26 protein-coding genes are annotated in these 26,113 nt (G+C 43.7%); 25 read left to right on the top strand and 1 reads right to left on the bottom strand.

Annotation, left to right across the window (positions count from 1 at the left end):
• Window positions 1-8: 8 nt before the first annotated feature.
• The 25 genes from AF333_RS27810 to AF333_RS36405 all read left to right on the top strand — a co-directional run bounded on the left by AF333_RS27810 (window position 9) and on the right by AF333_RS36405 (window position 23,750).
• Window positions 9-1,361, top strand: a complete 1,353-nt coding sequence (locus AF333_RS27810; RefSeq protein ID WP_043064360.1) for an aspartate aminotransferase family protein — start codon at window positions 9-11, stop codon at window positions 1,359-1,361.
• Window positions 1,362-1,367: 6 nt separating this feature from the next.
• Window positions 1,368-2,876, top strand: a complete 1,509-nt coding sequence (locus AF333_RS27805) for a pyridoxal phosphate-dependent decarboxylase family protein (RefSeq protein ID WP_043064359.1) — start codon at window positions 1,368-1,370, stop codon at window positions 2,874-2,876.
• Window positions 2,877-2,889: 13 nt separating this feature from the next.
• The gene (locus AF333_RS27800; protein ID WP_043064420.1) at window positions 2,890-4,686 is read left to right on the top strand and encodes an IucA/IucC family protein; all 1,797 of its coding nucleotides are present in this window, start codon (window positions 2,890-2,892) and stop codon (window positions 4,684-4,686) included.
• Complete coding sequence (locus AF333_RS27795) at window positions 4,679-5,263, top strand: GNAT family N-acetyltransferase (RefSeq protein ID WP_407638703.1); 585 nt, start codon at window positions 4,679-4,681, stop codon at window positions 5,261-5,263. The genes AF333_RS27800 and AF333_RS27795 overlap by 8 nt, the downstream gene beginning before the upstream one ends.
• On the top strand, window positions 5,238-6,584 hold the full coding sequence (locus tag AF333_RS27790) for a lysine N(6)-hydroxylase/L-ornithine N(5)-oxygenase family protein (RefSeq protein WP_043064358.1): 1,347 nt from the start codon (window positions 5,238-5,240) through the stop codon (window positions 6,582-6,584). The genes AF333_RS27795 and AF333_RS27790 overlap by 26 nt, the downstream gene beginning before the upstream one ends.
• Window positions 6,563-7,762, top strand: a complete 1,200-nt coding sequence (locus tag AF333_RS27785) for an MFS transporter (protein WP_043064357.1) — start codon at window positions 6,563-6,565, stop codon at window positions 7,760-7,762. The genes AF333_RS27790 and AF333_RS27785 overlap by 22 nt, the downstream gene beginning before the upstream one ends.
• A 2-nt stretch (window positions 7,763-7,764) precedes the next feature.
• Window positions 7,765-9,579 carry an IucA/IucC family protein gene (locus AF333_RS27780; protein ID WP_043064356.1) on the top strand — a complete coding sequence of 605 codons (1,815 nt, stop codon included), beginning with the start codon at window positions 7,765-7,767 and terminating at the stop codon, window positions 9,577-9,579.
• Between the two features lie 212 nt (window positions 9,580-9,791).
• Window positions 9,792-10,178 carry a PaaI family thioesterase gene (locus AF333_RS27775; RefSeq protein WP_235355863.1) on the top strand — a complete coding sequence of 129 codons (387 nt, stop codon included), beginning with the start codon at window positions 9,792-9,794 and terminating at the stop codon, window positions 10,176-10,178.
• A 27-nt stretch (window positions 10,179-10,205) separates the two neighbouring features.
• Window positions 10,206-10,562 (top strand): DUF485 domain-containing protein, encoded by a 357-nt coding sequence (locus AF333_RS27770; protein ID WP_235356585.1) that lies wholly within the window; start codon window positions 10,206-10,208, stop codon window positions 10,560-10,562.
• Entirely contained in the window at window positions 10,559-12,106 is a 1,548-nt protein-coding gene (locus AF333_RS27765) for a solute symporter family protein (RefSeq protein WP_043064354.1), read from the top strand. The genes AF333_RS27770 and AF333_RS27765 overlap by 4 nt, the downstream gene beginning before the upstream one ends.
• A gap of 74 nt (window positions 12,107-12,180) precedes the next feature.
• Window positions 12,181-12,648 carry a hypothetical protein gene (locus AF333_RS27760; RefSeq protein WP_043064353.1) on the top strand — a complete coding sequence of 156 codons (468 nt, stop codon included), beginning with the start codon at window positions 12,181-12,183 and terminating at the stop codon, window positions 12,646-12,648.
• Between the two features lie 167 nt (window positions 12,649-12,815).
• Entirely contained in the window at window positions 12,816-13,538 is a 723-nt protein-coding gene (locus AF333_RS27755; protein WP_043064352.1) for an ABC transporter ATP-binding protein, read from the top strand.
• Window positions 13,535-14,362 carry an ABC transporter permease gene (locus AF333_RS27750; protein ID WP_043064351.1) on the top strand — a complete coding sequence of 276 codons (828 nt, stop codon included), beginning with the start codon at window positions 13,535-13,537 and terminating at the stop codon, window positions 14,360-14,362. The genes AF333_RS27755 and AF333_RS27750 overlap by 4 nt, the downstream gene beginning before the upstream one ends.
• Before the next feature lie 12 nt (window positions 14,363-14,374).
• Window positions 14,375-15,148 carry an ABC transporter permease gene (locus AF333_RS27745; RefSeq protein WP_043064350.1) on the top strand — a complete coding sequence of 258 codons (774 nt, stop codon included), beginning with the start codon at window positions 14,375-14,377 and terminating at the stop codon, window positions 15,146-15,148.
• A 27-nt stretch (window positions 15,149-15,175) separates the two neighbouring features.
• Window positions 15,176-15,862 carry a response regulator transcription factor gene (locus AF333_RS27740; RefSeq protein WP_043064349.1) on the top strand — a complete coding sequence of 229 codons (687 nt, stop codon included), beginning with the start codon at window positions 15,176-15,178 and terminating at the stop codon, window positions 15,860-15,862.
• A complete protein-coding gene (locus AF333_RS27735; protein WP_043064348.1) occupies window positions 15,847-17,322 on the top strand; it encodes a sensor histidine kinase in 1,476 nt (491 codons plus the stop codon). The genes AF333_RS27740 and AF333_RS27735 overlap by 16 nt, the downstream gene beginning before the upstream one ends.
• A 76-nt stretch (window positions 17,323-17,398) precedes the next feature.
• Window positions 17,399-18,067 (top strand): PspA/IM30 family protein, encoded by a 669-nt coding sequence (locus AF333_RS27730; RefSeq protein WP_043064347.1) that lies wholly within the window; start codon window positions 17,399-17,401, stop codon window positions 18,065-18,067.
• A 188-nt stretch (window positions 18,068-18,255) separates the two neighbouring features.
• Window positions 18,256-18,660, top strand: coding sequence for a DUF350 domain-containing protein (locus AF333_RS27725; RefSeq protein WP_043064346.1), 405 nt, complete (start codon window positions 18,256-18,258; stop codon window positions 18,658-18,660).
• 24 nt (window positions 18,661-18,684) lie between these two features.
• Window positions 18,685-19,191, top strand: coding sequence for a DUF4178 domain-containing protein (locus AF333_RS27720; protein ID WP_043064417.1), 507 nt, complete (start codon window positions 18,685-18,687; stop codon window positions 19,189-19,191).
• Window positions 19,192-19,202: 11 nt separating this feature from the next.
• Complete coding sequence (locus AF333_RS27715) at window positions 19,203-20,015, top strand: DUF4247 domain-containing protein (RefSeq protein WP_043064345.1); 813 nt, start codon at window positions 19,203-19,205, stop codon at window positions 20,013-20,015.
• A gap of 194 nt (window positions 20,016-20,209) precedes the next feature.
• Window positions 20,210-21,211, top strand: a complete 1,002-nt coding sequence (locus AF333_RS27710; protein ID WP_043064344.1) for a metal ABC transporter solute-binding protein, Zn/Mn family — start codon at window positions 20,210-20,212, stop codon at window positions 21,209-21,211.
• Entirely contained in the window at window positions 21,208-21,963 is a 756-nt protein-coding gene (locus AF333_RS27705; RefSeq protein ID WP_043064343.1) for a metal ABC transporter ATP-binding protein, read from the top strand. Before AF333_RS27710 ends, AF333_RS27705 begins: the two co-directional genes overlap by 4 nt.
• 18 nt (window positions 21,964-21,981) lie before the next feature.
• The gene (locus tag AF333_RS27700; protein WP_043064342.1) at window positions 21,982-22,821 is read left to right on the top strand and encodes a metal ABC transporter permease; all 840 of its coding nucleotides are present in this window, start codon (window positions 21,982-21,984) and stop codon (window positions 22,819-22,821) included.
• 15 nt (window positions 22,822-22,836) lie between these two features.
• The gene (locus AF333_RS27695; RefSeq protein ID WP_043064341.1) at window positions 22,837-23,259 is read left to right on the top strand and encodes a Fur family transcriptional regulator; all 423 of its coding nucleotides are present in this window, start codon (window positions 22,837-22,839) and stop codon (window positions 23,257-23,259) included.
• 233 nt (window positions 23,260-23,492) lie between these two features.
• Window positions 23,493-23,750 carry a hypothetical protein gene (locus AF333_RS36405; protein WP_235497042.1) on the top strand — a complete coding sequence of 86 codons (258 nt, stop codon included), beginning with the start codon at window positions 23,493-23,495 and terminating at the stop codon, window positions 23,748-23,750.
• Window positions 23,751-24,989: 1,239 nt separating this feature from the next.
• On the opposite strand, the gene AF333_RS27690 is transcribed toward AF333_RS36405, so the two are convergent.
• Entirely contained in the window at window positions 24,990-25,634 is a 645-nt protein-coding gene (locus tag AF333_RS27690; RefSeq protein WP_043064340.1) for a hypothetical protein, read from the bottom strand.
• Window positions 25,635-26,113 lie beyond the last annotated feature (479 nt).

The raw sequence follows: 26,113 nt of genomic DNA, 5'->3' as shown, positions 1-26,113 counted from the left end.
AGTTTTTTATGTCGATAGAACAAATCTCAAAAAACAAGGAACTTCTCGCACAGCAGGAAAAACGGGAGTCTAATGCCCGTTCATATCCGAGAAGGATACCGATTGCGATTGACAGGGCGGAAGGGATATATGTGTATGATGTCGATGGGAAGCGGTATTACGATTGCTTGGCTGGTGCAGGCACATTAGCGCTTGGTCATAACCATCCCGTTGTTATTGAAGCTATGGAGCAGGTTATCAAGGACAAGCGTCCATTGCATACGTTGGATTTGACAACGCCGGTGAAAGAAGAATTTGTGAGTGAGGTGTTCTCCAGCTTGCCTGAGGAATTCGCCAAACGGGCAAAAATTCAGTTTTGCGGTCCGACGGGAGGTGATGCCATTGAAGCTGCGGTTAAGCTGGTAAAAACTGCAACAGGAAGACGCAGCATTCTTTCATTCCACGGCGGCTATCATGGGGCGACACACGGGACAATGTCACTTAGCGGAATGCTGGGACCAAAAGAAAGAGTGCAGGGGCTAGTCCCGGATGTTCATTTCCTCCCGTATCCATATATGTATCGTTGCCCGTTTGGTATCGGCGGAGAGGAAGGTCACCGAATTAGCAGTAGATATATTGAACATTTGCTTGATGACCCGGAGAGCGGTGTACTTCCACCGGCCGGTATGATTTTTGAAGCAGTGCAAGGCGAAGGAGGTTCGATTCCTGCACCTGTTGAGTGGGTGAGGGAAATGCGAAGAATCACTAAGGAAAGAGGGATTCCTCTTATTATTGATGAAGTTCAGACTGGAATCGGGCGTACTGGAAAACTATTTGCGTTTGAACATGCTGGTATTATCCCAGATGTTATTGTTCTTTCCAAAGCGATCGGCGGAAGTTTACCATTATCTGTTGTTATTTATGATAGAGAACTTGATAGGTGGTCCCCAGGGGCTCATATCGGTACATTCAGAGGGAATCAGATGGCTATGGCGGCAGGAACTGCCACATTACGATTTATTAAAGCGAACGATCTAGTATCGCATGTCGGACAGGTGGGCGATACGTTGATTCGCTCCCTAAGACACCTACAAGAGGATACGCCTGAGATAGGAGATGTACGGGGACGAGGGTTAATGGTTGGAGTCGAAATCGTACAGCCACACCAGCAACAGGCACGTAACGGTAGCTATCCGGCAAACCCTGAATTAGCAAGTAGAATTCAGCGGGAATGCTTCGAGCGCGGATTAATCCTCGAAGTAGGCGGCAGACACGGTAGCGTTGTAAGATTCTTGCCTCCGCTTATTATTACGGAAGAGCAAATGAACGAAGTGATTGCCCTCTTTACAGAAGCTGTCCGGGCAGCCGTTCAAAAGAGGTAAAGTATTATGATACAGGACGAAGAACGCTTACCCGACATTTCCTCCCTCTTCCTGTACCAGGGAGAAGATGGATTGAATGCATATAAGCGGGCGATTGATGTAACGAAAGAGGAACTTTTGAGATTGTATGGCAATAGTGTGAAGCCTTATAGTGGAAAATCTCCTCAGCAAGTAGAAGATGATGTTAAAAAAATAGGACCTATATCCGAGACAGGAGAAAGCCTAACGGACGTAGTAGGGGAACTCGGCACCTATGTTCTTCCGAATAGCATACTTGTAACGCATCCGAAAAGTATTGCTCATCTACATTGTCCACCCCTTATCCCTGCTCTTGCCGCCGAGATGATGATCAGTGCATTGAACCAATCCATGGATTCATGGGATCAAAGCGCTGCAGCTACCCATCTGGAAGAAGAAATGATTCGATGGCTTTGCGAGACATTCGGATTTTCAGGAGAAGCGGACGGGACCTTTACGAGCGGTGGAACACAATCTAACTATATGGGATTACTCCTTGCCCGAGACGCTTTTTGTCATGAGCATTGGAACTGGGATGTTCAACAGGATGGACTGCCTCGGGAAGCGTATCGTCTGCGTATACTCTGCTCCGAAGATGCACATTTTACGGTGAAAAAATCCGCCTCACAGCTTGGATTGGGTGAGAAATCAGTGGTGCTCGTCAAAGCGGATAACACACGCCGTTTGTGCATGGAGGACTTGCAGAAGAAACTTGAACGCTTACAGCAAGAAAATCTTCTTCCGTTTGCCATTGTAGCTACGTGCGGTACGACAGATTTCGGAAGCATTGATCCGCTACAGGATATAGCAAGCATCGCCCGTGAACATAAACTGTGGTTTCATGTGGATGCTGCTTACGGCGGAGCTTTGCGATTAAGTCGGAGTCTTTTCGGAAAAATACAGGGAATTGAATTGGCAGACTCGGTTACAGTAGATTTCCATAAGCTGTTCTATCAACCGATTAGCTGCGGGGCCTTTCTCGTAAGGGATCGCACGAATTTTCGTTTCATTAATTACCATGCTGCTTATCTCAATCCAGAGAAGGATGAGGAAGAAGGAATGCCTCATCTTGTCAATAAGTCGGTTCAGACAACAAGACGTTTTGATGCGTTGAAGCTTTTTGTTTCGTTAAAAGTTATCGGAACAAAGCGGTTCGGTGAAATGATTGATTATACATGCGAGCTTGCGCAGGCGGCAGCAGATACAATTTGTGCAATGGAGAATTTGATTGTCCTGAATAAGCAGCCTGAACTGAATGCGGTAGTTTTCCGTTACCAGACGCCTTACGGTAAGGAAGAAGATATGAATAAGGTAAATCAGCTGATTCATCAGACTCTACTTCATAGCGGCAGCGGGATTATCGCCAGAACCAGCATAGAGGGCAAAGCCTATCTTAAGTTTACACTACTGAACCCAAGAACTACCATCAGGGACATTAAGGATTTACTCGATGAAATTCAGAAGCTTGGCGACATGTACACGACAAATAGGGGGTAGTCCATTGCACCATATGAAAGATATTGCCGAAAAAGCTACAATTCAAAGCTTTTTAAATTGTTATTTGCGTGAAACCGGAAATTATGTAAAGCATGCGTTTAAGCGATTTGATTATGTATTATTTGAAAAACATCCAGCATCGCCACAAACCGTTTTCGTAAGTACGCTGCCTGTGCAAGGGATAGAAATCATCATTCCTGTTCGCTATTTGTCTGCGACAGGCAGACATTTATTCTCCTTTCCGATTTATTATCGTACAGAGGCGTCCCGTATGCCGCAACCAGCGGATTATATTACATTAACTTCCCTTATCGCAAAAGAGCTTTTATTAGAGCAGGGTCGCACGGATGCAGAGGATGAGTTTATTCTACGTGTCATATTAAGCAGTCGGAATATACAACGTTATGTAGAAAATCGAGTAGAGGATATGTATTCGCTTACCCGAACAGATTTTTCGTTTATTGAAGCTGAGCAATCGCTCCTTCTTGGTCATTTGCTGCACCCTACTCCTAAGAGCAAGCAGGGGATTTCGGAGGAAGAGGAGCGAATTTTTTCACCGGAGCTAAAAGGCGAGTTTCAATTGCACTATTTCAAGGCACATCCGTCTATTGTGCTGCAGGATTCCAGTGTAGAAAAGTCGGCGGCTGCCATCATAAAAGAAGAAATAAGCAATGATCCGTCTGTAGGACAGGGATTCATAGAGGAAAATTACCGGGATAAGGCTGTTCTCCTGCCCGCGCATCCTCTTCAAGCCAGAGCACTAATGGAAAAGCCGGAAGTCCAAGGATTGCTGAAGAATGGGTTGCTTGAATATATAGGGCCTTTAGGTAGAAAGTTTACGGCGACCTCCTCTGTTCGAACGGTGTACAGCAGACAGGCACGATATATGTATAAATTCTCTATCCCGATTAAAATTACGAACTCTTTACGAGCCAATAAGCAGAAAGAGTTGGACAGGGGTGTAGAGATTTCAAGACTGTTGCAAACGGAAGTAGGAGAACGGCTCAGTAAAAGGTACGGAAACTTCCGAATCATCAGTGATCCAGCTTATATAAATATTAAGCTACAAGGCGAAGAGTCGGGCTTTGAAGTAGTAATAAGAGAGAATCCCTTTTATGAGGATGATAAACATGCAAGCCTCATTGCAGGCTTATGTCAGGATCACGCCTATGGCGGAAAATCCCGACTCGGCTCTATCATTGAGGAGATTGCTGTACAAGAAGGTCGAACGACAGAGGAAGTCAGTGTTGATTGGTTTAAGAAATATTTATCGATTTCTCTCGAACCAATCATCTGGTTGTATGAGGAATATGGACTCGCTTTAGAGGCGCATCAGCAGAATGCTATCGTAAGGCTAAAGGACGGATACCCGGACATATTCTATTATCGAGATAATCAGGGATACTATTACTGCGAATCGAAAGCGGACAGGCTTGCCGGACTGATACCGGAACTGAGCCGTAAAAGCCATACGATTTGTTCAGACCATGTAGCGGAGGAGAGGCTGCGCTATTATTTCTTCTTTAATCATTTATTCGGTCTTATTAATGGCTTTGGAACTGCGGGACTTGTTCAGGAAGAGAAGCTACTGCAAACGTTAAGGGAAAGCCTGGAAGGTCAGTATAGGCAAACAGGTGAGACATGCAATCTATTATACAGCTTGCTTCACATGTCCGAGTTGCCGTGCAAAGCCAATCTGCTTACCCGCTTTTATGATATGGATGAGCTGGTTGGATCGCTTGAAGCGCAGTCGGTATATACTGTGATTCAAAATCCTTTGCTGCAAAAGGTAGGAATGCTATATGAATAGTAGCTATACGCAATTCGATCAGGATATAAATAAGGCCATTTCTTTCGCCAAAGTAGAGTATGAACGGGACGTACACCGACTCCACCGCTGGATGCAGGAGGAACATGTTATTCCTTTCTGGAATTTAAATATTCCTTTAGATGAATACAAGGAGCATTTGCAAAAATTCCTTGGTGATAGGCACCAGACTCTTTATCTGGGCTGCATAGAAGGAGTTCCTATGAGTTATTGGGAGGCATATTGGGTTAAAGGGGATGTTATTGAATACTATTATTCGTATGACCCATTCGATCAGGGAATCCACTTGTTAATCGGAGAGAAAGCATTTCTTGGAAAAGGCTATGCTCTTCCCTTATTGCGGGCAATGGTCCGGTTTCAGTTTTTAACCCTACAGACAGAAAAAGTAATCGCAGAACCGGACATTCGAAATGAAAAAATGATTCACGTATTCAAAAAGTGCGGATTTGAACCGGTTAAACCTATAGAGCTTCCGGACAAGACAGGGCTGTTAATGTTTTGTCATCGGGAGACTTTTGAAAGGAAGTGGCAGCATGTCATTGATACACAAAAAGCCTGATAAAGTATTTGACATCATCGGCATCGGTATCGGTCCTTTCAATTTAGGGCTGGCGGCTTTGCTTGATAATGTTCCAGAGATGGATGCTTTGTTTTTCGAGAAGAAGCCTGAATTCGATTGGCATCCGGGCATGTTAATTGAGGGAACCACTCTTCAGGTTCCTTTTCTGGCTGACCTTGTCAGCATGGCAGATGTTAAAAGCAGATTTAGTTTTCTTAATTATTTACAGGAACATAAGCGTTTGTACCACTTTTACTTTCTGGAGAATTTCAAAATTCCGCGAAAAGAATACAATCACTATTGCCGCTGGGTAGCGAATCAATTAATGTCGTGCCACTTCGAACGAGAAGTTTGCAATATCATCCCTTTCGAATCGGAGGGAGCATTCTTATATGAAGTGCAAGTAAAGAACACAAAAACGGAAGCTATAGAAAGCTATTACAGCCAACATATCGTTATCGGTGTCGGAACAGAGCCTTCCGTGCCTAAGCACTTGCAAAGCAAATTAGGAAATACATTGTTTCACTCCTCGCATTATTTGGAGAAAAAGAATGAATGCTTAGGGGCGAAGTCGGTCACTATCATCGGTTCGGGGCAGAGTGCGGCCGAAATATTCTACGATTTAGCGAAGGAGCAAAACGGATTTGATTTCAAGCTCCATTGGTTCACCAGATCGAAGGGATTTTTCCCTATGGAATATTCAAAGCTGGGATTGGAGTACTTTTCTCCCGATTATATCGATTTCTTTTATAGCCTTCCGCAGCGCAAAAAAGATGAATTGTTGCCAAAGCAGGATTTGCTTTACAAAGGCATTAGTGCGGAGACGATCGCGGATATTTACGATGTGCTGTATGAACGCTCTGTCGCGAATGAAACACCGGACATTCATCTTCAACCTATGACAGAAATCCTCGATATAGAAGAGGTAGAAGGAGCATGGTCCTTGCGCTGCCAGCAGTGTGTGCAAGAGACAATGTTTGAGCATAACTCGGACGTTGTCATTCTTGCCACTGGATATAAGCCGGTTATACCTGGATTTCTATCGGGAATAAGGCATCTGATCCATTGGGATGAAAGAGAGCGGTACCAGGTGACACGCGATTACCATCTTAAGACATATATAGATGCTCCGAATGAAATCTTTATTCAGAACGGAGAGATACACACGCACGGCGTCGGTGCACCCGACCTTGGACTTGGAGCGTACCGGAATGCTGTTATTATCAATTATATTGCTGGAAGGAAAGTATACCCGACATATACACATAATGTTTTCCAAACATTCGGACTGACAGAGAAATGCGTGCCGGTAAGCGTGTAGTCCCGAGTGTGCTGTTCGCTTGCGTATTTTTGTTTGTATACACGGAAGTTTTGTTGTCCCCGTTTTATCCGCAATTTTTCCAAAAGGTATTCGGGGTGCAGGAGTTCAGCTTTACCGGTTTTTATATATTCGTTTGCCGTCTAACCGTAGTAATTTCATCTCCTATCTGGGGGTTTCTCGCGCGAAAAGTGGACGGCAAGCGATTATTGATTATTGGACAGATAGGGACCGCACTTTCGTGTGCGCTAATGGCTCTTTCCAAAAGTGAGCATCAATTCCTGATGTTCTCTATCTTGCTTTTGGCATTCAAAAGTAGCTATTTGCTGCTGTATACGATTATGATTCAGGCTGCCGGAAATGAAAGGAGGAAGGTGACGGGAACCTATCATGCGGTATTTCAGTCAGCGGTTATCGCTTCGACAATAACCAGCGGCTGGGTTATTAACCTTGCTCATCCTTTACAGGTGTTCTGGTGGATCGCCCTGTTTGATTTGCTACAGGGAATCGTTTGTTTTGCCGTTTTTAGGAGAGGCTTTGCGAAAGAGACGTTACTTGAACCTGTTGCTGAGCAAACGGAGAAAAAGAGCGAGGGTGACATAGCATTTCTGGTGAAGATGGCTTTGCTTATTTTTACTCTGCACTTTTCCGTTAATATAATCCGGCCTTTTTTTACGGTATTCACGGAAGAAACTTTCGATATGACTTCTGTTGGTGGTAGCTTTCTGTTTTTGATTCCTAGCTTGATGGCGGTGTTAGCGTTACCTGCTATAAAAAGGCTAAGTATGGGAAGACTGCATACTTTGTATAAGGCGTCGGGTTTACTATTGTTTATCGGGTTATTGTTACAAGGAATTAGCTCGGACATTGGATGGTTTATCCTTTCACGCTGTCTGTTTGGTTTCTTCCTTGCTATTTGCCAGGCAAGCCTGGACATTTATTTATTTCAGCGAAGCCATCATACGCATTACCACTATAGCATTCTCTCATCATTTCAAAATCTTGGATTGTTATTGGCACCGATAAGCGCTCTTGTGCTTGTAGAAGACTATTCGCTATCTTCCCCGTTTGTTGCCGCCAGTTTTATTTTCGTGATCCATCTTATTATTGCCGCAGTAACAATGTATATGCGAAATAGGAGCGAGAAAACAAGCACGGAAGCCAAAACAAAAGGAGGCTAACGATGTTATTCATAGATGAAGTGAAAAAAGCTCTCGATAAAAAAACATGGAGCCAGGTAAACCGAAAGCTCCTGGCAAAGATGCTCTCGGAATATATGTATGAGGATATGATTCGTCCAGATGTGATTAGCCGGCAGAATGGAAACAATCAGTACGAGTTGAACATCTCGAAAGACAAGAAGTACCGATTTACCGCAACTGAGCGGTTATTCGACAGCTTTGACGTTTCAAGTGATTCGATTGCGGTTTTTAGAGCGGGAGAATGGAAGGAAGACGTAAGCGCGATTGAGTTCCTGTTAGATAGTAAGCAGCTTATCGGTATGTCGTCAGAAACAGCAGGACACTTAATTAAGGAATTAAATCATACACTGCTTGCCGATGCCCATATGCTGTCCCGGTCTTCTATGACGTCCGATGAGCTGGTCGATGTAGATTATGCTCTTCTGGAAGGAGAGATGACGGGGCATCCCTGGATTACATACAACAAAGGGAGAATCGGATTCGGATATGATGATTACCTTGCATTCGCACCTGAAAATCAGAAGGAAGTCAGACTGCTTTGGATTGCTGTCCATAAAGACCGAGCGACCTTTCAATCGATTGCAGGATTGGATTTCGAAGCGTTGCTTGAGCATGAATTAGACGAGGGAATACGAGCTGAATTCGATCGCATTGTGCAAGAGAGTGGATACAGGAAGGAAGATTACCTTTTCATGCCGATCCATGAATGGCAATGGAAGAATATCATCATCCAGAACTTTGCGGAGGACTTGGCTTTAGGATACATCATTCCGCTTGGAGACGGACCGGATGCCTATCTTCCACAACAGTCCATTCGGACATTTGTTAATATGTCAGATAAGGCAAGGCATCATGTGAAGCTGCCGATGAGTATTCTTAATACGCTTGTATATCGGGGACTACCGGCTGAGCGTACAGTAATTGCGCCCAGAATTACAGAGTATATTAAAAGCATTCAGCAGAACGATCCGTTTCTGAATGAAGAATGCCGCGTTATTCTTCCGGGGGAGATTGCAAGCATAAATTATAATCATAACTATTATGAAAATCTGGAGCAGGCGCCATATCAATACCTGGAGATGCTGGGCACCATTTGGAGAGAGAGCATCTATACGTATCTGGAGGATGGTGAGCATCCCATTACGCTTGCAGCGCTATTGCATACAGATAAAAATGAAAAGCCGTTTGTGCAAAGCCTAATCGAGCGCTCCGGGCTATCGGCGGAGGAATGGATGAAGCAGTTCTTCGCTGTTGTACTGCCACCGTTGCTCCACTATTTGTATCAATATGGAACGGTATTTTCACCACACGGGCAGAATACCATTCTTGTTCTGAAAGAGTACAAGCCTCACCGCCTGGCCATTAAAGATTTTGTAGATGATGTCAATATTAGTGATCAGCCATTGCCTGAGTTGGCGACACTAACGGACGATTTAAAGGCCGTATTGCGCAGCGAACCTCCGGAAGGGCTAACTCAGTTCATCTTTACTGGTCTGTTTATTTGTCATCTGAGGTATTTGTCCAATCTTTTGGTAAACAATCAATTATTGTCAGAGCAGGTGTTTTGGAGTCAGCTGGTCAATGCGATTCATGATTATCAGAAGAAATTCCCGCATCTTCAGGAGCGATACGAGCTTTTTGATTTGTGTAGGCCTGAGATGACAAAATTGTGCTTAAATCGAAATCGTATGGTCGACTATGGATATAAGGATGACGATGACCGTCCACATGCTTCCGAATTCGGAAAGGTGAAGAATGCATTGTTTTTCCTGAAAGAAGATACGGTTTCGTCTTAATTATGTAAACCCATTTTTTAGCTTGAAAGCTGAAGAGTGGGTTTTATTATTTTGCTCAACAGCTATTTTCAAACCTGAGAAGGATTTTAACGTTTAGAATAGTAAAAATATTTATTGAAACGAATATACATAAAAGTTATAATACGTTTTAAATACGTCATATGAATTATTGTTATAAAGGGGTTGAATTCGTGAACAAACAGCATCGTTTAATGGATGTCGTAACGAAAGAGAGTGTACCGCCTCCTTGTGATGAAGCTCTCGGTATTACAGTCACATATGCGAAGAATGGTATTGCTCGTGGTTTATGGAAGGTGAGCGAGAAGATGATGAATGGAAACGGCGTCGTGATGGGAGGATTTATTTCTTCTGCTGCTGATAGTATGATGGCATACGCGATTGCATCGTGTGTACAGGAAGGACAACATTTTGCTTCTATTAATTTGCATACGACATTTCACCGTCCGGCTTTTATTGGTGAAATAGAAGTGGAGGCACGTGTAGAAAGAATAGGAAAAAGCATTGGTTATCTGGTGGCTACATTAGTTCAGGAAGGAAAAGAAATCGCGGCTGCTACATCTTCTGTGGCGATTCGGTAGTGAAATAATTACAAAAGAGGTGGAAACATGGAAATAATGAAAAATGAGAAATATGATAAGCCATTGAAAAAAAAACAAGGCTCTTTGTATACAACGTTAATTCAAACCGGAGATTTTCAAGAACTTATACAAAAAAAGAAGGAATTTATCATACCTATGTCTATTTTTTTCTTTGTGTTTTATTTTACGCTACCCATTTTAGCCGCATACACAGATATACTTACGAAACAAGCGATGGGTCATATTACATGGGCATGGGTGTATGCTTTGATGCAGTTTGTGCTCGTATGGGTATGTGGATACGTATATGTAAAGAAATCTGAAAAGTTTGATATATCAGCAAAGGAAATTTTATCAGCATATGAGGGGGAGCTGGATAAATGAGTTCTTTAGCTTTGGTTTTATTTTTAGCTATTATTTTTTTAACGTTAACGATCACATATCTCTCCGCTAAAAAAACAAAAAACGCGAGTGAATTTTATACGGCCGGCGGAGGGCTGACCGCCTGGCAAAACGGATTGGCAGTTGCCGGAGATTTCATGTCTGCCGCTTCTTTTCTTGGTATCACAGGGGCGATCGCATTAATCGGTTTTGATGGATTTTATATGAGTATCGGTAATCTGGTGGCATTTCTTTTCCTACTCTACCTCGTATCCGAACCGCTTAGAAATTTAGGGAAATATACAGTAGCAGATATGATTACTGCCCGTTTCCATTCTAAAAAAGTACGTGGCGTGGCAGCTCTCAATACACTGGTTATCTCCATTTTTTACATGATTGCTCAGCTTGTAGGTGCCGGAGGTTTGATTAAACTTCTCCTTGGTATTGATTTTGTCCCAGCAGTATTAATTGTTGGAACTTTGATGACGATATATGTTATTTTTGGTGGAATGACGGCCACAAGCTGGGTACAAATAACAAAAGCCGTTTTATTAATGGCAGGCTCCTTCGTATTAACGTTTATTGTATTTGCAAAGTTTAACTTTAATGTGATGGCTATGTTTGAACATATTAAAGCAGCCACACCTCTGAAGGACGCTTTTCTGGATCCGGGCAATAAGTATAAGAACGGGTTGGACATGATTTCTTTTAACCTATCACTAGTGCTGGGCGCGGCTGGGTTGCCCCATCTTCTCGTTCGTTTTTTTACGGTAAAGGATGCGACAACTGCGCGTAAGTCGGTTGTATATTCTACCTGGTTTATTGGGGCCTTCTTTATCATGACGATTTTTTTGGGATTTGGCGCTGCGGCCTTTGTCGGATTTAACAATATCGTTGCAGCCAACCCTGGCGGAAATATGGCAGCTCCATTGTTAGCACAAACATTAGGCGGCGATATACTGTTTGCCATTGTATCGGCGGTGGCATTCGCTACAATTCTGGCGGTAGTTTCAGGTCTTGTTTTGACATCGGCATCTGCTGTAGCACACGATATTTACGGTGAAATTATTCGAGACGGAAAGATTACAGAAAAACAGCAAGTGCGGGTAGCACGTATTGCGTCTATTATGGTAGCGCTCATCTCCATTATATTGGCCCTATTCTCCCAAAAATTAAACGTAGCCTTTCTCTCTGTATTAGCATTGGGAATAGCAGCAAGCGCAAACCTGCCTGTGATACTGTGCACGATATATTGGAAGCGTTTTAATATGACTGGAGCGATTACAGGGATGCTTGTCGGCTTGTTAAGCTCGGTTATTCTTGTATTGCTTAGCCCCAACGTATGGAATCCGGTGCCTGGAGCAGCGATTTTTACAGGCGATCCGATATTTCATATGGACAACCCGACGATTTTTACCGTGCCTTTAGGTTTCATCGGCGCTTATCTTGGCACGATACTATCTACTAAGAAGGCAGACGAAGAAAAATTTGCGGAGGTTCTTTTTAAATCCAATACAGGTTATGGCATTAGTACCGCTAAGGAATAACAATCCAGTGTTTTAGCAATATTTACCTTTTTGCTCCTTTTTTGATATTGTAAAGGGGTAAGGGGGAGGTTGCTATGAGATTTTTAATCAAAAGCGTGTCGATTTTCTTGTTCGCAAGCATTGTTATACTGGCTGGATGCAATAATATCGGAATTGACAAGGAGAGTAGAGAGAGCGAAGTAGCCGCTGCTTTGCATGGAGAATCGAAAAGCTGGAAAGCGACCGTAACAACTGGCGTTCGTGATGGAATGTTTGTTAGCAAAACAGAAATAAAGCCGTTGCACAAAGTAAACATCTCTTCTTTAACGATTACAACTGTCTTTGAGGATGAGAGATACGGTCAGCACGACGTCACCATTACCAACAGAGAGATGCTTAAGCAAAGTGTGATCGGGGACCGCGATTTTTGGCCAAGCGGTACAGTGGATGCTAAAGCTACGAAAGATAAAGTGAAAACCGAGGTGAAATTGGCTCGGGTAGAAATTCAATGGGTGTATCAGGGAGAAACGAAGAAAGAGAACGTTATTGTACAAACACAGTGAAAAATTCGAAGTGACGCCAGCCTATCATCGGGCTGGCGTTTTTTTAAGGGATAAGAAAGTATATGTCGCTATAAGGCAAGAAAGCGATATATATTTCCTTTTGATCGTATCACTTTATACATTCTTGAGATTTCTCTTCTATCATTACTTAATGAGGAGGGGATATCATGCAACCTATCTTACAGGTACAGCAGGTAACAAAAAAAGTACGAGGTAGAACACTCGTAAAGGATGTCAATTTCGACATTCAAAAAGGGGACATATGCGGGCTGCTCGGACCGAATGGAGCCGGTAAAACGACATTAATACGGATGCTGACCGGCCTCATTGCACCGACTTTTGGAAATATTCTTGTCTCTGGTATACATATGCAAAAGGAACGGCAGAACGCCCTGTTGAAAATGGGTGCGATCGTAGAATCTCCTGTGTTCTTTCCATATTTAACGGGAAGGGGTAATCTACGTAATTTGGCAAGGCTGCAACCAAACTTAAGCAAGAAGGAACAGCTTGAACAGGTAGAGGAAACATTACATATTGTCGGGCTTACTTCTAGAGCGGACGATCGTGTCAGCACATACTCGCTTGGAATGAAGCAGCGCTTAGGCATTGCACAGGCACTGCTTGGAAGGCCAGAATTTATCATTCTCGATGAGCCGGCCAACGGACTTGATCCGATGGGCATGCGCGAATTGCGTGAGCTTGTTATGGAATTGCACAAACGATACGGGATTACGTTCCTTATCTCCAGTCATTTGCTTGATGAGATTCAGAAAATGTGCGATCATCTCGTTCTTCTTAAGGAAGGTAAGCTCGTCTGGAAAGGTCAAACGCAGGAACTTGCTGGAGAAGGTGGGCACCTGGAGGATGCGTTTGTAGAGATGATGCGATGATGCGGCTGTTTATCAGTGAATGGTACCGACTTTGGAAACGGAAGAGTACGTGGCTGATGTTTGCTGCTATTCCGCTTATGGTATATGCAGCAGGGAGCTATTTTCAAAAGGCTAATGAAAAAACAAACTCTATGCTTCCTCAATACAGTGTGTTCGGCAATTTTAGCGTGCTTAGCTTTGAGGAAATGCTTATGACCGTATTTAATTTTATGGTCATTATCCTTGCGGCATTAATCGTTACCGACGAATATCGCAGCGGTCAGCTGCGCATGGTAATGCTGCGCGCCTATACATTCGGCAAGCTATTCTGGGCCAAGGGGGCAGTATTTACGACATTGCTGCTTATGTTTACTTGTTTTTACTTTATATGCAGCTATATAGCTGGATTTTTTATGTTTCCGCATGCCGAAAGGTTCCCGTTGTTTTACCGGAGCGAAATGGTTGATGTGTGGGAAGGTCTCGTTTATAACCTTGCTTTTTATAGTCTCGGTTTTCTAAGCCTGCTTGCTCTTGTTTGTGTCATGCTATTTATTTCTGTGGTGAGTCATACGACTACCGCGACGATTGGCATAGGTCTTGGTTTTTATTTGTTCTCTCTCATGTATCCTTATGTTTGCGGTTATTTTCAGCCGTTGCTTGGCAATGAGGTGTATATGAAGATTATTTTTAGTTCAATACCGATGATTCAGTGGCAGGGAATTGTTTTTATGCTTGCTGAACAGCCGAGATATGTCGGTTGGATTGTGGGAGTACTTAGTTTTTATTCGCTCGCTTTTGGTGGAGCGGCGTATGCCTTATTTACTCGAAAAGATCGCTGGATATAGGGGGAATGAACCATGCTGGCGTTGATGAAAAGTGAATGGGAACGCATGTGGGGACGTAGAAAAACAAAGTATACGCTACTTGTGTTTGTATTCTTGTTGTTATTTGAATGCCTTTTTCTATGGAGAATGACCGGTCGGATGAGTTTCTATGATCCAAACCATGCTGTTCATCTCAATTCGTTGAATACTGCACCTTTTCTGCTAAGGGAGTTGGCACTGTACCTGCATTTTGTGCTTATTCCTATGCTTGTCGTAGATAGTTTTAACGCGGAGAACACTTCAGGCGCTTTGCGTATGGTGCTTCTTCGTCCGATTGCATATACCCGTCTTGTTATGGCGAAATGGCTCGTTCTAGCGCTACTTCTTCTGGGCTTGGTACTCTCCATGCTTATGGTTGGTACGTTATTTGCCAAGCTAGCCATGCCTTATGCGGAGACTGTGACGTTTTTGAATACTGGTACGTACACGGCAGCAGGCGCTTTTGTGTTCAGTATTCGTTTTTATAGCATTGCTTATCTTGTGCTTCTTGCTGTGCTGGGAGTGGGCTGTTTTGTTAGCACTGTGCTACCACATCCGGTTCTTTCTTATTCGGCAATTGTTGGTTTTTTAATTGGAAGCTTGTATGTTTCGTCCTCTTTCATTTTTTTTCTTAGCCCTTCCGATACCATTTTCCAATTGATAGGCGGGGTTCAGGGACCAGCGATGTATTGGATAGCTTCGGCTTGTGCTATTATGGGATGTGTGATGACGCTCTGGATATGGCGGAATAGGGATTGGACGAACTAACAGAAAGGCAGAAGGGAGGCATTGCAGTTGAAAGGGAAGATTCTGCTTGCCGATGATGAGGCATCGATCGTTGAATTTATTCAGGATGCACTGGAAGATGAGGGATATGAGGTACTGGTTGCCTATAACGGAGATGAAGTATTCAAGCAGCTTGCATACAAGCCTGATCTCATTATCCTGGATATCATGATGCCGGGATCTGATGGCTTCGAAGTATGCCGCGCGGTACGGGAGGTGGTGGATTGTCCGATTATTTTCTTGAGTGCCCGTTATGCGGAGACCGATCGTATTCAAGGGTTGGCCGTTGGCGGAGACGACTACATCGTCAAGCCGTTTAGCATACGTGAATTGAAAGCTCGTCTGGCCGCTCATTTGCGTCGCGAACAAAGAGCCGGGGCAAAGGCATCGCTAGCTGTGCTGCATTATGGAGACATTTCCGTTGATTTGAACAGTTACCGACTATTATATCGCGGGCAGTCTGTTCCCGTTACTGTCCGCGAGTTTGAAATTGTTCAACTGCTTGCCCTCCATCCGGACCGTGTATTCTCGCGTGAACAAATCTATGAGAAGGTGTGGGGATACGATGCGGAGGGAAGTTCGCAAACAGTCACCGAGCACGTGAAGAATATTCGGGCAAAGCTGACGAGCTACCATTCTGAATGCAATCCTATCGCTACGGTATGGGGAATTGGATACAAATGGGTAAGAGCGTAAAGACATCCCGCTGGTTTGACAGGCTATCTCTGCGCCATCAGTTCATGTACACATCCATACTAATTCTTGTTTGTACGATAGGAGCTACGCTTTTGACCTGGGGTCTCAGTACATTGTATGTATTTAAAGCTCCTGGAGGGTTTCCGGCACCGGCTAATTATTATGAGCAGCAGATTCCGAAGATTCTATCGTATGTGCGGAAGAATAATGAAGCGTTGCTTAATCCGGCTTCGCGACAGGCTGTGGATCAAGTCATTCCTTTGGAGGGAATTGACTATCAAGTGATGGGGATAGCTGGCGATGTGCGATACGGTACGATTGCGAAGCGACTCATACCTAGCCGGGAAGAGTTGCTTCACAGGATAAATACAACAGGCCGAGACGAAGGAAAATTTATTCGGTATGTTCCCATTATAAATCAGGAGCAGGAATTGCGGGGGGCCATCGTTTTACGATATCGGCTGGATCTGCTGGCTTCCAATCCGGATAAACAGTTGTTCATGGCTTTATTCGTTGTTGTGAATATGGCGATGCCATTAATTTATTTGACGATATTTACGTTCTTCTTCGGTCAGGTGTTCAGCCGTAAAATCAAACCGCCAATAGCCAAGCTTATTGAAGGAGCGCACCGGATTGAACGCCGGGATCTTGACTTTGAGATGGAGGAGATTAAGGGAGCAAAAGAATTAAAGGAACTTGGAGACGCTTTTGAAGAGATGCGGAGAGCTCTGTATGACTCCCTTGATCGGGAGTGGCGTTCAGAACAGGCTCGCAGAGAGATGGTTGCCGCTATCGCACATGATTTACGGACACCGTTAACAATTATTCAGGGCCATGCTGAAAATTTGCGTGACAGCGAAACGATTCGCCCGGAGCGTCTGCACAAATATGTAAATACCATTCTGCAAAATACTGGGCGCTCTATCCGGCTACTTGAGGAAATGACAGGTCTGTCGGAAATCGAGCACCCCGATTTTTCCTTGTTGCCTGAACCGGTCGATGTTGCATCTTTCATCGCGCAGAAAACGGAGGAATACACTCTTCTTTGTAGCCGAAAAAAAATTGTCCTGTCTTCCACATGTGAAGATATGCGCCCTTCTCCGAAGAGAATGTGCCTCGATGCCCACCGACTTGGTCAGGTATTGGATAATGTAATAGCTAATAGTATTCGCTTTACTCCCGATTACGGAAGCATTCGATGGAATGTAAGGATTAGCGAAGAAAGAATAGATTTTGAGATCACAGACTCGGGCCCTGGCTTCACGGCGCAAGATGTACGGATGGTATTCAATAAATTTTATAAGGGAGATTCTTCTCGATCTGTAGAAAAAGGGCACGCCGGGCTCGGATTGTATACGTGCTATACATTAATTCAAAAGCATGGCGGAGAAATTATTGCAGAGAATAACCCGGATGGCGGTGCATCCATTCGTTTCTGGATAAATAAATTATTTTGTTAAGGAAACTTCTTATCATGATCTCCCGTATATAATGGTAGCTTGAAAAAACTGGCTATATTCAAGGAGGAACATTCATATGTCTTTGTTTAAACGTTTACGAGATCTTACACTATCTAATATTTATGCATTGGTTGAAAAAGCTGAGGACCCTGTCAAGCTGCTGGACCAATATATTCGCGATATGGTAACAGATGTGGAAGAAGCGGAAAAGGCCGTTGCGGCTCAAATCGCTATCGAGAAAAAATTTAAAATCCTGTATGAAGAACAGGCTGCACTGGTACAAAAGCGCACAGAGCAAGCAGAAAAAGCTGTACAGGCGGATAAAATTGACTTAGCCCGCCGTGCATTAGAAGACAAGAAGGTAGCGGACCAAAAAGCGGAAGAATACAAGACAGCATATGAGCAAAATAAAGCTGCTGCTCAGCAGCTTCGCAGCAAGCTTTCAGAAATGCAGAAGCAAGTAAATGAAATGAAAAACAAACGGGAAACATTGGTCGCACGTGCTAATGCTGCAAAAGCACAGACGCAAATCAATAAAGCAATGGCTGGATTCGGTACAGATACAGCTAAAGCGGGCCTGAAACGGATGGAAGAGAAAGTGCTGGAAATGGAATCGAGAGCTGAAGCTTCCAATGAGCTTTTCACCAAGGAAAAGTCGCTGGATGACGAGTTCGCGGCTTTAGATAAGGACCAGGACATTGAAGATGAACTGGCAGCATTAATGAAGAAACATCAAAAAGAATAAAGCTATCTAGTCATCTGAAGTACACTCCGAATCATGTTCAGGCAGGGGTGTACTTCATCTTCTTATAAAGTAAAACTTTTATCAGCTTACGGTTCTTCATCCCCTACTGATGGTTAGTTTTACTTACCGGGGTCTTACTGCCCGTTAGGCTGGGATAAATATATTGTTAAGATAAGGAGAGAAAAGCAGTGACGTTGATGAATGTACTCGCTATGCTTGTATGGACCGTGGCTGGGGCTGTACTGCTGTTTTTGCTAATGTGGATCGATTCCCTTTTTACAAAATATAAAGACCTAACAGAGATGAGAAATGGAAATGTAGCGGTAACGACTCGCTTTATTATGAAATTATTTGCCCAGGGCTATATTTTATCCCAATCCATTTCCAAATCGAATGATTTATGGCAGGCATTATTGGCTTCTATCGTCTCGTTCTTTATTTTGTTTATACTGGAATTGTTTGTCGAATGGATGTTGAAGAAAACAGCCCAGATTGATTTAGACCAGGGAGCCAAGCAAGGTAAGGTCGCCTATGCTCTGTTAGCGGGCTCCTTGCATATCGTAGGTGCGCTCATACTAGCTGCCTGCTTGTAATGAAGATAGGAAAGGAGCATGTCTGTGAATTTATATAAACGCATTAAGAATATCATAAAAAAACCTGAGGCACCTATACAGGAGAAAAGTGTGCTGGATCTAGAACCGGGAGATATTGTTGACGTATCGCTAGTAACTTATCAGGTAGTTGGAAGAACACACCATCCGCAGCGCAATGCTGTATTTTTGACACTGCAGGATGGAAATGATGTCGCTTATTTGAAAATTGAGAAACGAGAACAGCTTCAGCACGAATTGTATACAGCGATTGATGGTCGTCTTGATTCTTTTGATGAAATTCCCACTACTATTGAAATGGATGATGTGGTATATCATCTGGAGGAACAATATTCAGGACAGGTACTTACGGCAGGCAATACTCCCTTCTCGATGGCGGGTGAACAATACGTCTGGGATTTTCAATCGGACGATCGTAAGCTATTGAGAATCGAGTGGCAAGATGGCCGCATGATGATGTATGAAGGAGAATCGGTTATCCCTGCCGATGTGCAGGTCATGCGGGCAACATAGGGGGGAAGACAATGGTAAAACGGCTGTTTACAATAATCAAGACGGTCCTGGCGGTTGTGCTGGTCGCTTCGACTTTAGCGGGATGTACGAGTCAGGCAATGGGTTCATCCTATCCGTTGGAGTCCGTCACACAGGACGGCAAGCAGCAGTCGCGTGTATATCGTGCTGAAAATAAAACCGTTCCCCAGGTCGCGGAAGAACTTAGTGAACAGAAGAAGCCCAAGGAAATTTCCAAAGAAGATAACGACCAGATGTTCCTCGTCTATTCAGATGAGTGGTATAATCTGCAAAAAGATCCAAATAAACCGGAAGATACATTAATTGAAGTAAGCAACCTGGAGTTTGTCCGGCAAAATTATAATCCGTCTTTTTTAGAAGGATATATTCTCGCCAGCATATTGGATGATTTATTTGATTCACACAAACGATATGGCGGTTCATACCGTGGCTACGCAGATAAGGATATTTATAAGCCAAAAACGAAATATCACACGCCTACCGCTAAAGAAAGGAAAAATCTTCCGCCTATTACAACTGAAGGAACCGGATCTATTATTAAGCGTGGGGATACATCTTCCTCCTCCTCAGGTAATACGAGATCATCAGTTGGTTCTAGCGGAAGCATTATCAAGAAAAGTGATTCAGATACATCCGCATCAAAGGAAAAAAGAGGGAAGATTATTAGGTCCTCTGACGAGGGCTCTTCTTATGATAAACAAAGAACAAAAGTAAAACCAAAGGATTCAATATTCTCACGGCCCAAAAATAATTCTCCTCCCAAAGTAAAAGTGGGAGGATCGGGAAAGATTTTTAAAAGGAGGTAGAAAAACGTAATTTATCTGAAAAATCAACAGTAAAAGAGCTGCCGATAAAAAGGCAGCTCTTTTATTGTTGTGTGGAAGAACCGATAGGTGTGAGATAGTAGCATCATTTTCTGTTTACAAATCGGTATCGTTCCGTTATACTAATTGACGATAAATCGGAAACGGTATTATTTATGAATGGAGGAAGAAAGAACATGAAAGGATATTATAGAATTTTATATGGATTGCTTGCAATGAGTATCATATTTACTGTTTTTCTAGTTGGCTGTGGACAGAAGGAGACAGAAACAAAAAAACAGGCCGCAGGTGCAGGCCAGCAAATCGAAGTGTATACAACACTGTTTCCCTTGTATGACTTTGTGCGCACGATCGGCGGAGAGCATGTAAAGGTGAGCAGTCTTCTACCACCGGGTGCTGAAGCCCATGATTATGAACCGTCCGCTAAAGATATTGGAAAAGTGAATGAAGCTAAACTTTTTATTTATAATGGGGCCGGATACGAGGCATGGATTGACAACATGACAAAAAATCTAGATGCGCAAAAAACAAAAGTAGTGGATGCAAGCAAAGGACTGCAGCTAGTGGAATCCGATAATCATGAACACGAAGGGGAGCATGCTCATGAGGCTGGCGAAGCACATGAAGAACACGAAGAACATAACCACGGTAAGTATGACCCGCATGTATGGTTAAACCCTCAGCTTGCTAAGCAGCAGGCAGCGAACATCCAGAAAGGACTGGCGGAGGTCGATCCGGCGCACAAAGCTGAGTATGAAGCGAATTATAATAAGCTAGCCCAGCAGTTGGATGCGCTTGATAAGGAATATAAGGATGCAGTAGCGAAAGCGAAAAAGAAAGAATTCGTTGTCTCTCACAAGGCGTTCACATATATGGCGGAACACTACGGATTGGAACAATTGTCCGTATCCGGCCTGACGCCTTCAGAAGAACCGACGCAGCAGCAACTAAAACATTTGATCGATACGCTCAAAGAGCATAATATTAAGTATGTAGCGTTTGAAGAACTAGTGGAGAACAAAGTTGCCAGAACGGTACAGCGGGAAGCGGGTGCTGAAGCCGTGACGCTATACACGTTGGAGAACTTGACGAAAGAACAGTTCAACGCTGGTAAAACATACACTGATATAATGAAAGAAAACCTTAATACATTGAAGAAGGTGCTGGAAGTACAGTGAACGACATCATTTTAGACGTACAGCATGTTTCGTACCGCTACGGGAACAAACATGTACTTGAGGATGTTTCCTTGCAGTTGCATCAAGGCGAGATGCTGGGGCTTGTCGGACCTAACGGGTCAGGCAAGTCCACTTTGCTTAAAATTATTCTTGGTGCGCTGCCGATGCAGAAAGGGAACGTTTCCTGGTTCGGAAAGCCGCTAAACAAGTTCGGTGACTGGCCGCGCATCGGCTACGTTTCGCAAAAAGCGAACAGCTTTAATACAGGTTTTCCGGCCACTGTATTCGAGGTTGTGATGATGGGATTAACATCGAAAATCGGCCTGTTCCGTCGTCCCGGCAAAAGAGAGAAGGAGCGGGTTCGGGAAGCAATTGCGATAGTAGGTATGAGCGAATTCGAAAATCGAAATATCGGACGCCTTTCAGGAGGGCAGCAGCAGCGCGTATTTATTGCGCGGGCGCTGGTCAGTGATCCGGAAGTTCTAATTCTCGATGAGCCGACCGTTGGCGTGGACACGCAATCGGAAGCTCAGTTCTATGAGTTGCTGAAGCGGCTGAATGAAGAGCGGCGTATCTCGATTGTTCTGGTCTCTCATGATTTGGGCGCGGTCAGCACGAAGATGCATTCTATTGCTTGCTTGAATCGTAAGCTTCATTTTCATGGAAGAGCGGAGGAATTCGAGCGGATGCGTCCTGAAATTTTGCTGGGGTCATACGGGCATGATGTACATGTCTTGCATCATGACCATTAGAAGGGATTTAAGCAGACAATGATAGAAGCATTTATGAATTACACATTTATGCAGCATGCGCTGTTGTCCGGGCTGATTATTGGCTTTGTGGCACCGCTAATTGGCGTATTCCTGGTGGTACGGCGGATGTCGTTGATTGCCGACGCACTGTCACATATTACGTTATCCGGCGTAGCGGCAGGTCTTCTGCTGGCGCAATATGTTCCGTTTTTTCAGAATGTCAGCCCAGTTTATACAGGCATGGTATTCTCGGTCGGTGGTGCATTCATGGTAGATAAGCTGCGTCAGGCGTATAAGTTCTACCAGGAGTTAGCCATCCCGATTATTCTCTCTGCAGGTATCGGGCTTGGTGTGGTATTGATTAGTCTTGCGAACGGGTTTAACGTTGATTTATTTGGTTACTTGTTTGGCAGTCTATTGTCGGTAACGGAGGAAGATTTATGGCGCGTAGTGATTGCGAGCCTAATAGTCATTGTGATTGTTTGGATATTTTATAAAGAATTGCTGTATCTGTCGTTTGATGAAGAAGGCGCACGCATTTCCGGTGTGCCACGCAACTTGATTAATGTAATATTTAGTGTGCTAGTAGCACTTGTTATTAGCATTTCCATGCAAGTGGTAGGCATTCTGCTGGTTTCCGCATTGATTACGCTACCGGTTGCTGCGGCGCTTCAGGTGGCCAATAGCTTCCGACAGACGTTTGTTTATGCTATTATTTTCGGAGAGGTATCCGTATTGAGCGGACTGATGATTGCATATACGTTCGATTTGGCCTCAGGCGGAACGATCGTACTGGTTGCCGTTTTGTTGCTTGTATGTGTACTAGTAGGCAAACGGCTGCGCAATTCTTTGAACTAAAAGGCGGTGAAAGTTATGACCGCAGAGCAGGCTCTGCAGGTGCTTAAGGAGCACGGGTATAAGTATACGGGCAAACGGGAAGAGATGATTCGCATTTTCGCCAAGGAGAAGCGTTATTTATCAGCCCGCGATATGTTGGAGTATATGCAGATGGAATATCCGGCGTTGAGTTTTGATACGGTGTACCGCAACCTGACGCTGTTTACCGATTTGGATATTCTCGAGGTGACGGAGTTAGGGGGCGAGCGGAAATACCGGTTCCGCTGTTCCACTGAGGATCATCATCATCACCTGATTTGCTTGTCCTGCGGTAAAACACGTCATATTAGGTCGTGTCCGTTGGATGGAATGTTCGGCGAACCGGATGGGTTCACGATTACAGGACATAAATTTGAAATTTATGGCTACTGCTCACAATGTGAGGAAGCGCACCCTTAAAACCCCTTGATATATAAGGGGTTTTTCTTTTTTTGTATGACCACATAAAGAGAAAAAAGGAGTTTTGACCACATTTTGACCACCTTTAGTATGCTAAAGTGCTTTTTTGATATTCTTCATTGCTTCTTCAAATCGAGCAGAAGCATCTTTTTGCATGTCAGGTGTGACATGGCTATATAAATTTAATGTCAGAAGGCAGTGAAGTTTATCGAGCGGTACCATATACATCTGATTTGATACATCGACAAATTTTTATGGTGGGAGGTAAGAAAAGAAGGAAGGGCGGTGGGCGGGAGCGGTCGGAAAAAGACACGCTGGCCTTTCTTCTGCCGGATCGCAGGGCGCATCCAACCTCTTCTTTTTTCCGAATCTCCTCCTTCCCACCACACTCCCCTGTCAAACTATCAAGTGTAATTTATATAGTACTAATATACGCTGCTCCTTCGTACTTGATAGAAACAGGCCAGGTCGGATGTATGAAGGTGAAATGACGCCAGAATAGCATGGGGAACTGCTTACTGCCCTCGAGGCCCAGTCTTTTGGTTACATCCGTTAAATAATTGAAAACGCAGGTACAAACTGATGATGCAGGACGGTGTTCCCCTCTTGGATGATTCCGTCTACAGTGATCCCCTACGTATTTACAAGGACAGGTAGAAGAACAGGGTCACTATGGGTGTTATCGGATGTAAAGTTTCAAAAGAGCGTATTTCTCATAGGTACATACCGCTTCAAGGACAACTTTCAGAAAATATAATAATAGATACCTATGAACAACGAATGAGAGGTTGAACGAATGAACAATTTCCACAAATGTATACAGGGGAATCCGATCATTTCATGTGGGCCAACAAGGCCGCCAGCAACAGCGTGCTGTCCATGTACCAATCTGCTTAGAAACCCTGGATTTGATCAGCCATCAGCGGTGGGAGGACCTGCAGTTCCAGAGTGGAATTCGGGAGGTATGACATCACTCGCCTCGTTTCCTAACCACAGTGGCCGTTATCTTTCAAATGGAACACTCAGTATCCTATCTGTGCTTATTAGAGGTGGTGGAAATATCAACCAGACCGTCCCGATTTCTGAGGGGTGTTGTTATACACTTTCCTTTGCCGCGAATGTAAGGTCTGAATCACGACTCGTAGCGTCCGTTTCTTTTCCAGATGCTGTACCAAGTCAACCATGTCCTCCTCTAGTTACTCCTACGAGTAATCCTCTTGTTGCGTTCAATATTCCACACATTGTAGTCCGTCCCCCTATTATTGCAACAGACCTCTTTCCGAATTACACTCTTGTCGTGTGTACGCCACCTGGCGCAAGGACGGCATGCATCACTTTCCAAAATAATAGTGCTGTAGAGAACTTTGCCTTTGTTGACAATGTCGTGTTTCAAAATACCGGCGGACCCTGTCCTTCATGTGAGCAGAGATTCTAATCTATTCTGTTACCTATAGGGCACTACTTCTTTATGCGGTCAATCTTGCAACCTATTTTATCGAATCAGAACCAAAAAGAGGGAGGCAATTCAATATTAGAGAACCATTCTTGTTTATAGAAGTCAGCCTGATTCTAGGCTGACTTCTGTTGTCATAACGGACATTACAGGACGTAAATAATAACACATGCTAAAATCAGGAACAAAGAAAGACTTCTCCCATCCCTATAGAATGGTAAAAATACAATATAGAAGGGGTAAGTAAAACAATATTGATTAGGGAGAACTATTTTCTTTACGATGATGGTAAACCTTGTAAGTAAGCTAGGCAACGTTTTGCTGCTGTTCTAGGAGCAGTGAGAATAGGAACAGAAGGATTGACCTGAATTGCCACATGCTCCATGCTATACTGAGAAAGGACAATCACGTCCACCTTACCATCTATTTGGTAAATCATTTCTCGTATTCTTTCATCATGCTCCTCTTTCCTTCCTTGAGAGAGCAGATGAATAATGCCTGGGTCCACTAAAGACTCTACCAAAATATCCGGATTTTTTTCTCTTAAATAACTAAGTAAGGCAATAGGTGTTTCCTTCACTGTAGAAATCAAACCAATTCGCTTATAAGTGAGCGCTTCATCAAGCATCGCCTCATCCGAACGAAACAGCTTAACGGGATAAAGGGGTTGCAGGATAGTCGTCACATTGTTAAAAGCAGAGCAAGTGAGTTGAATACAATCTACGTCCGATTGTATGGCTAAATTAACCAGTAAGGAAAAGCGGCGAATAATTTCTGGTGTAAGTGAGCCGCTCTTTTCCATCATAGCAAGAAGGTTTGTATCCATGAAATGAAAAAGGTCGACATCTGGAGCTTCTTCACGGAATGCTCTCTCAATAGGATGTAGCGCGGTTGTTGTAGCATGAATTAAGGCGATTTTCATAAGTATCCCCCCTAAATATACCTATTATATCAAGGGTGTTGATTATCCAGTAGCATCCAGAGTGTATAATCACCACAACACGCCCAAAACGAGTGTCGGTTCGTGTCCCGTTGTTGGTGTCTCTCCCTCACGCAAGTTATACCTAATTTTATCCATGGATGGCTTTTATATCATTAAGGCAAGAAGTGCAAATTTCTTTTCCTTTATATTCGATTCCGTCTGTCACAGAGTTACAAAAAATGCACCCAGGAGCATGTTTTTGTAAAACAAGCTGTTCTCCGTTCACCAAGAATTCTAATCCATCCCCATAATATATCCCTAGGTTGTTTCTCATCTTTGTTGGGAAGGTAAGTCTCCCTAATTTGTCCAGTTTACAAATAATACTCGTCTCATGCATGATATCTACTCCTTATTTGTATAATTTATCCTTTATCCTAAATTATATAGGAACGCTTGTTCCTGTTCAATGGATAAATTGT

The organism is Aneurinibacillus migulanus (genome assembly GCF_001274715.1).
GTDB lineage: Bacteria > Bacillota > Bacilli > Aneurinibacillales > Aneurinibacillaceae > Aneurinibacillus > Aneurinibacillus migulanus.
The sequence above is the reverse complement of the archived record's forward strand: the minus strand, read 5'-3'. Positions and strand labels throughout refer to the sequence as shown.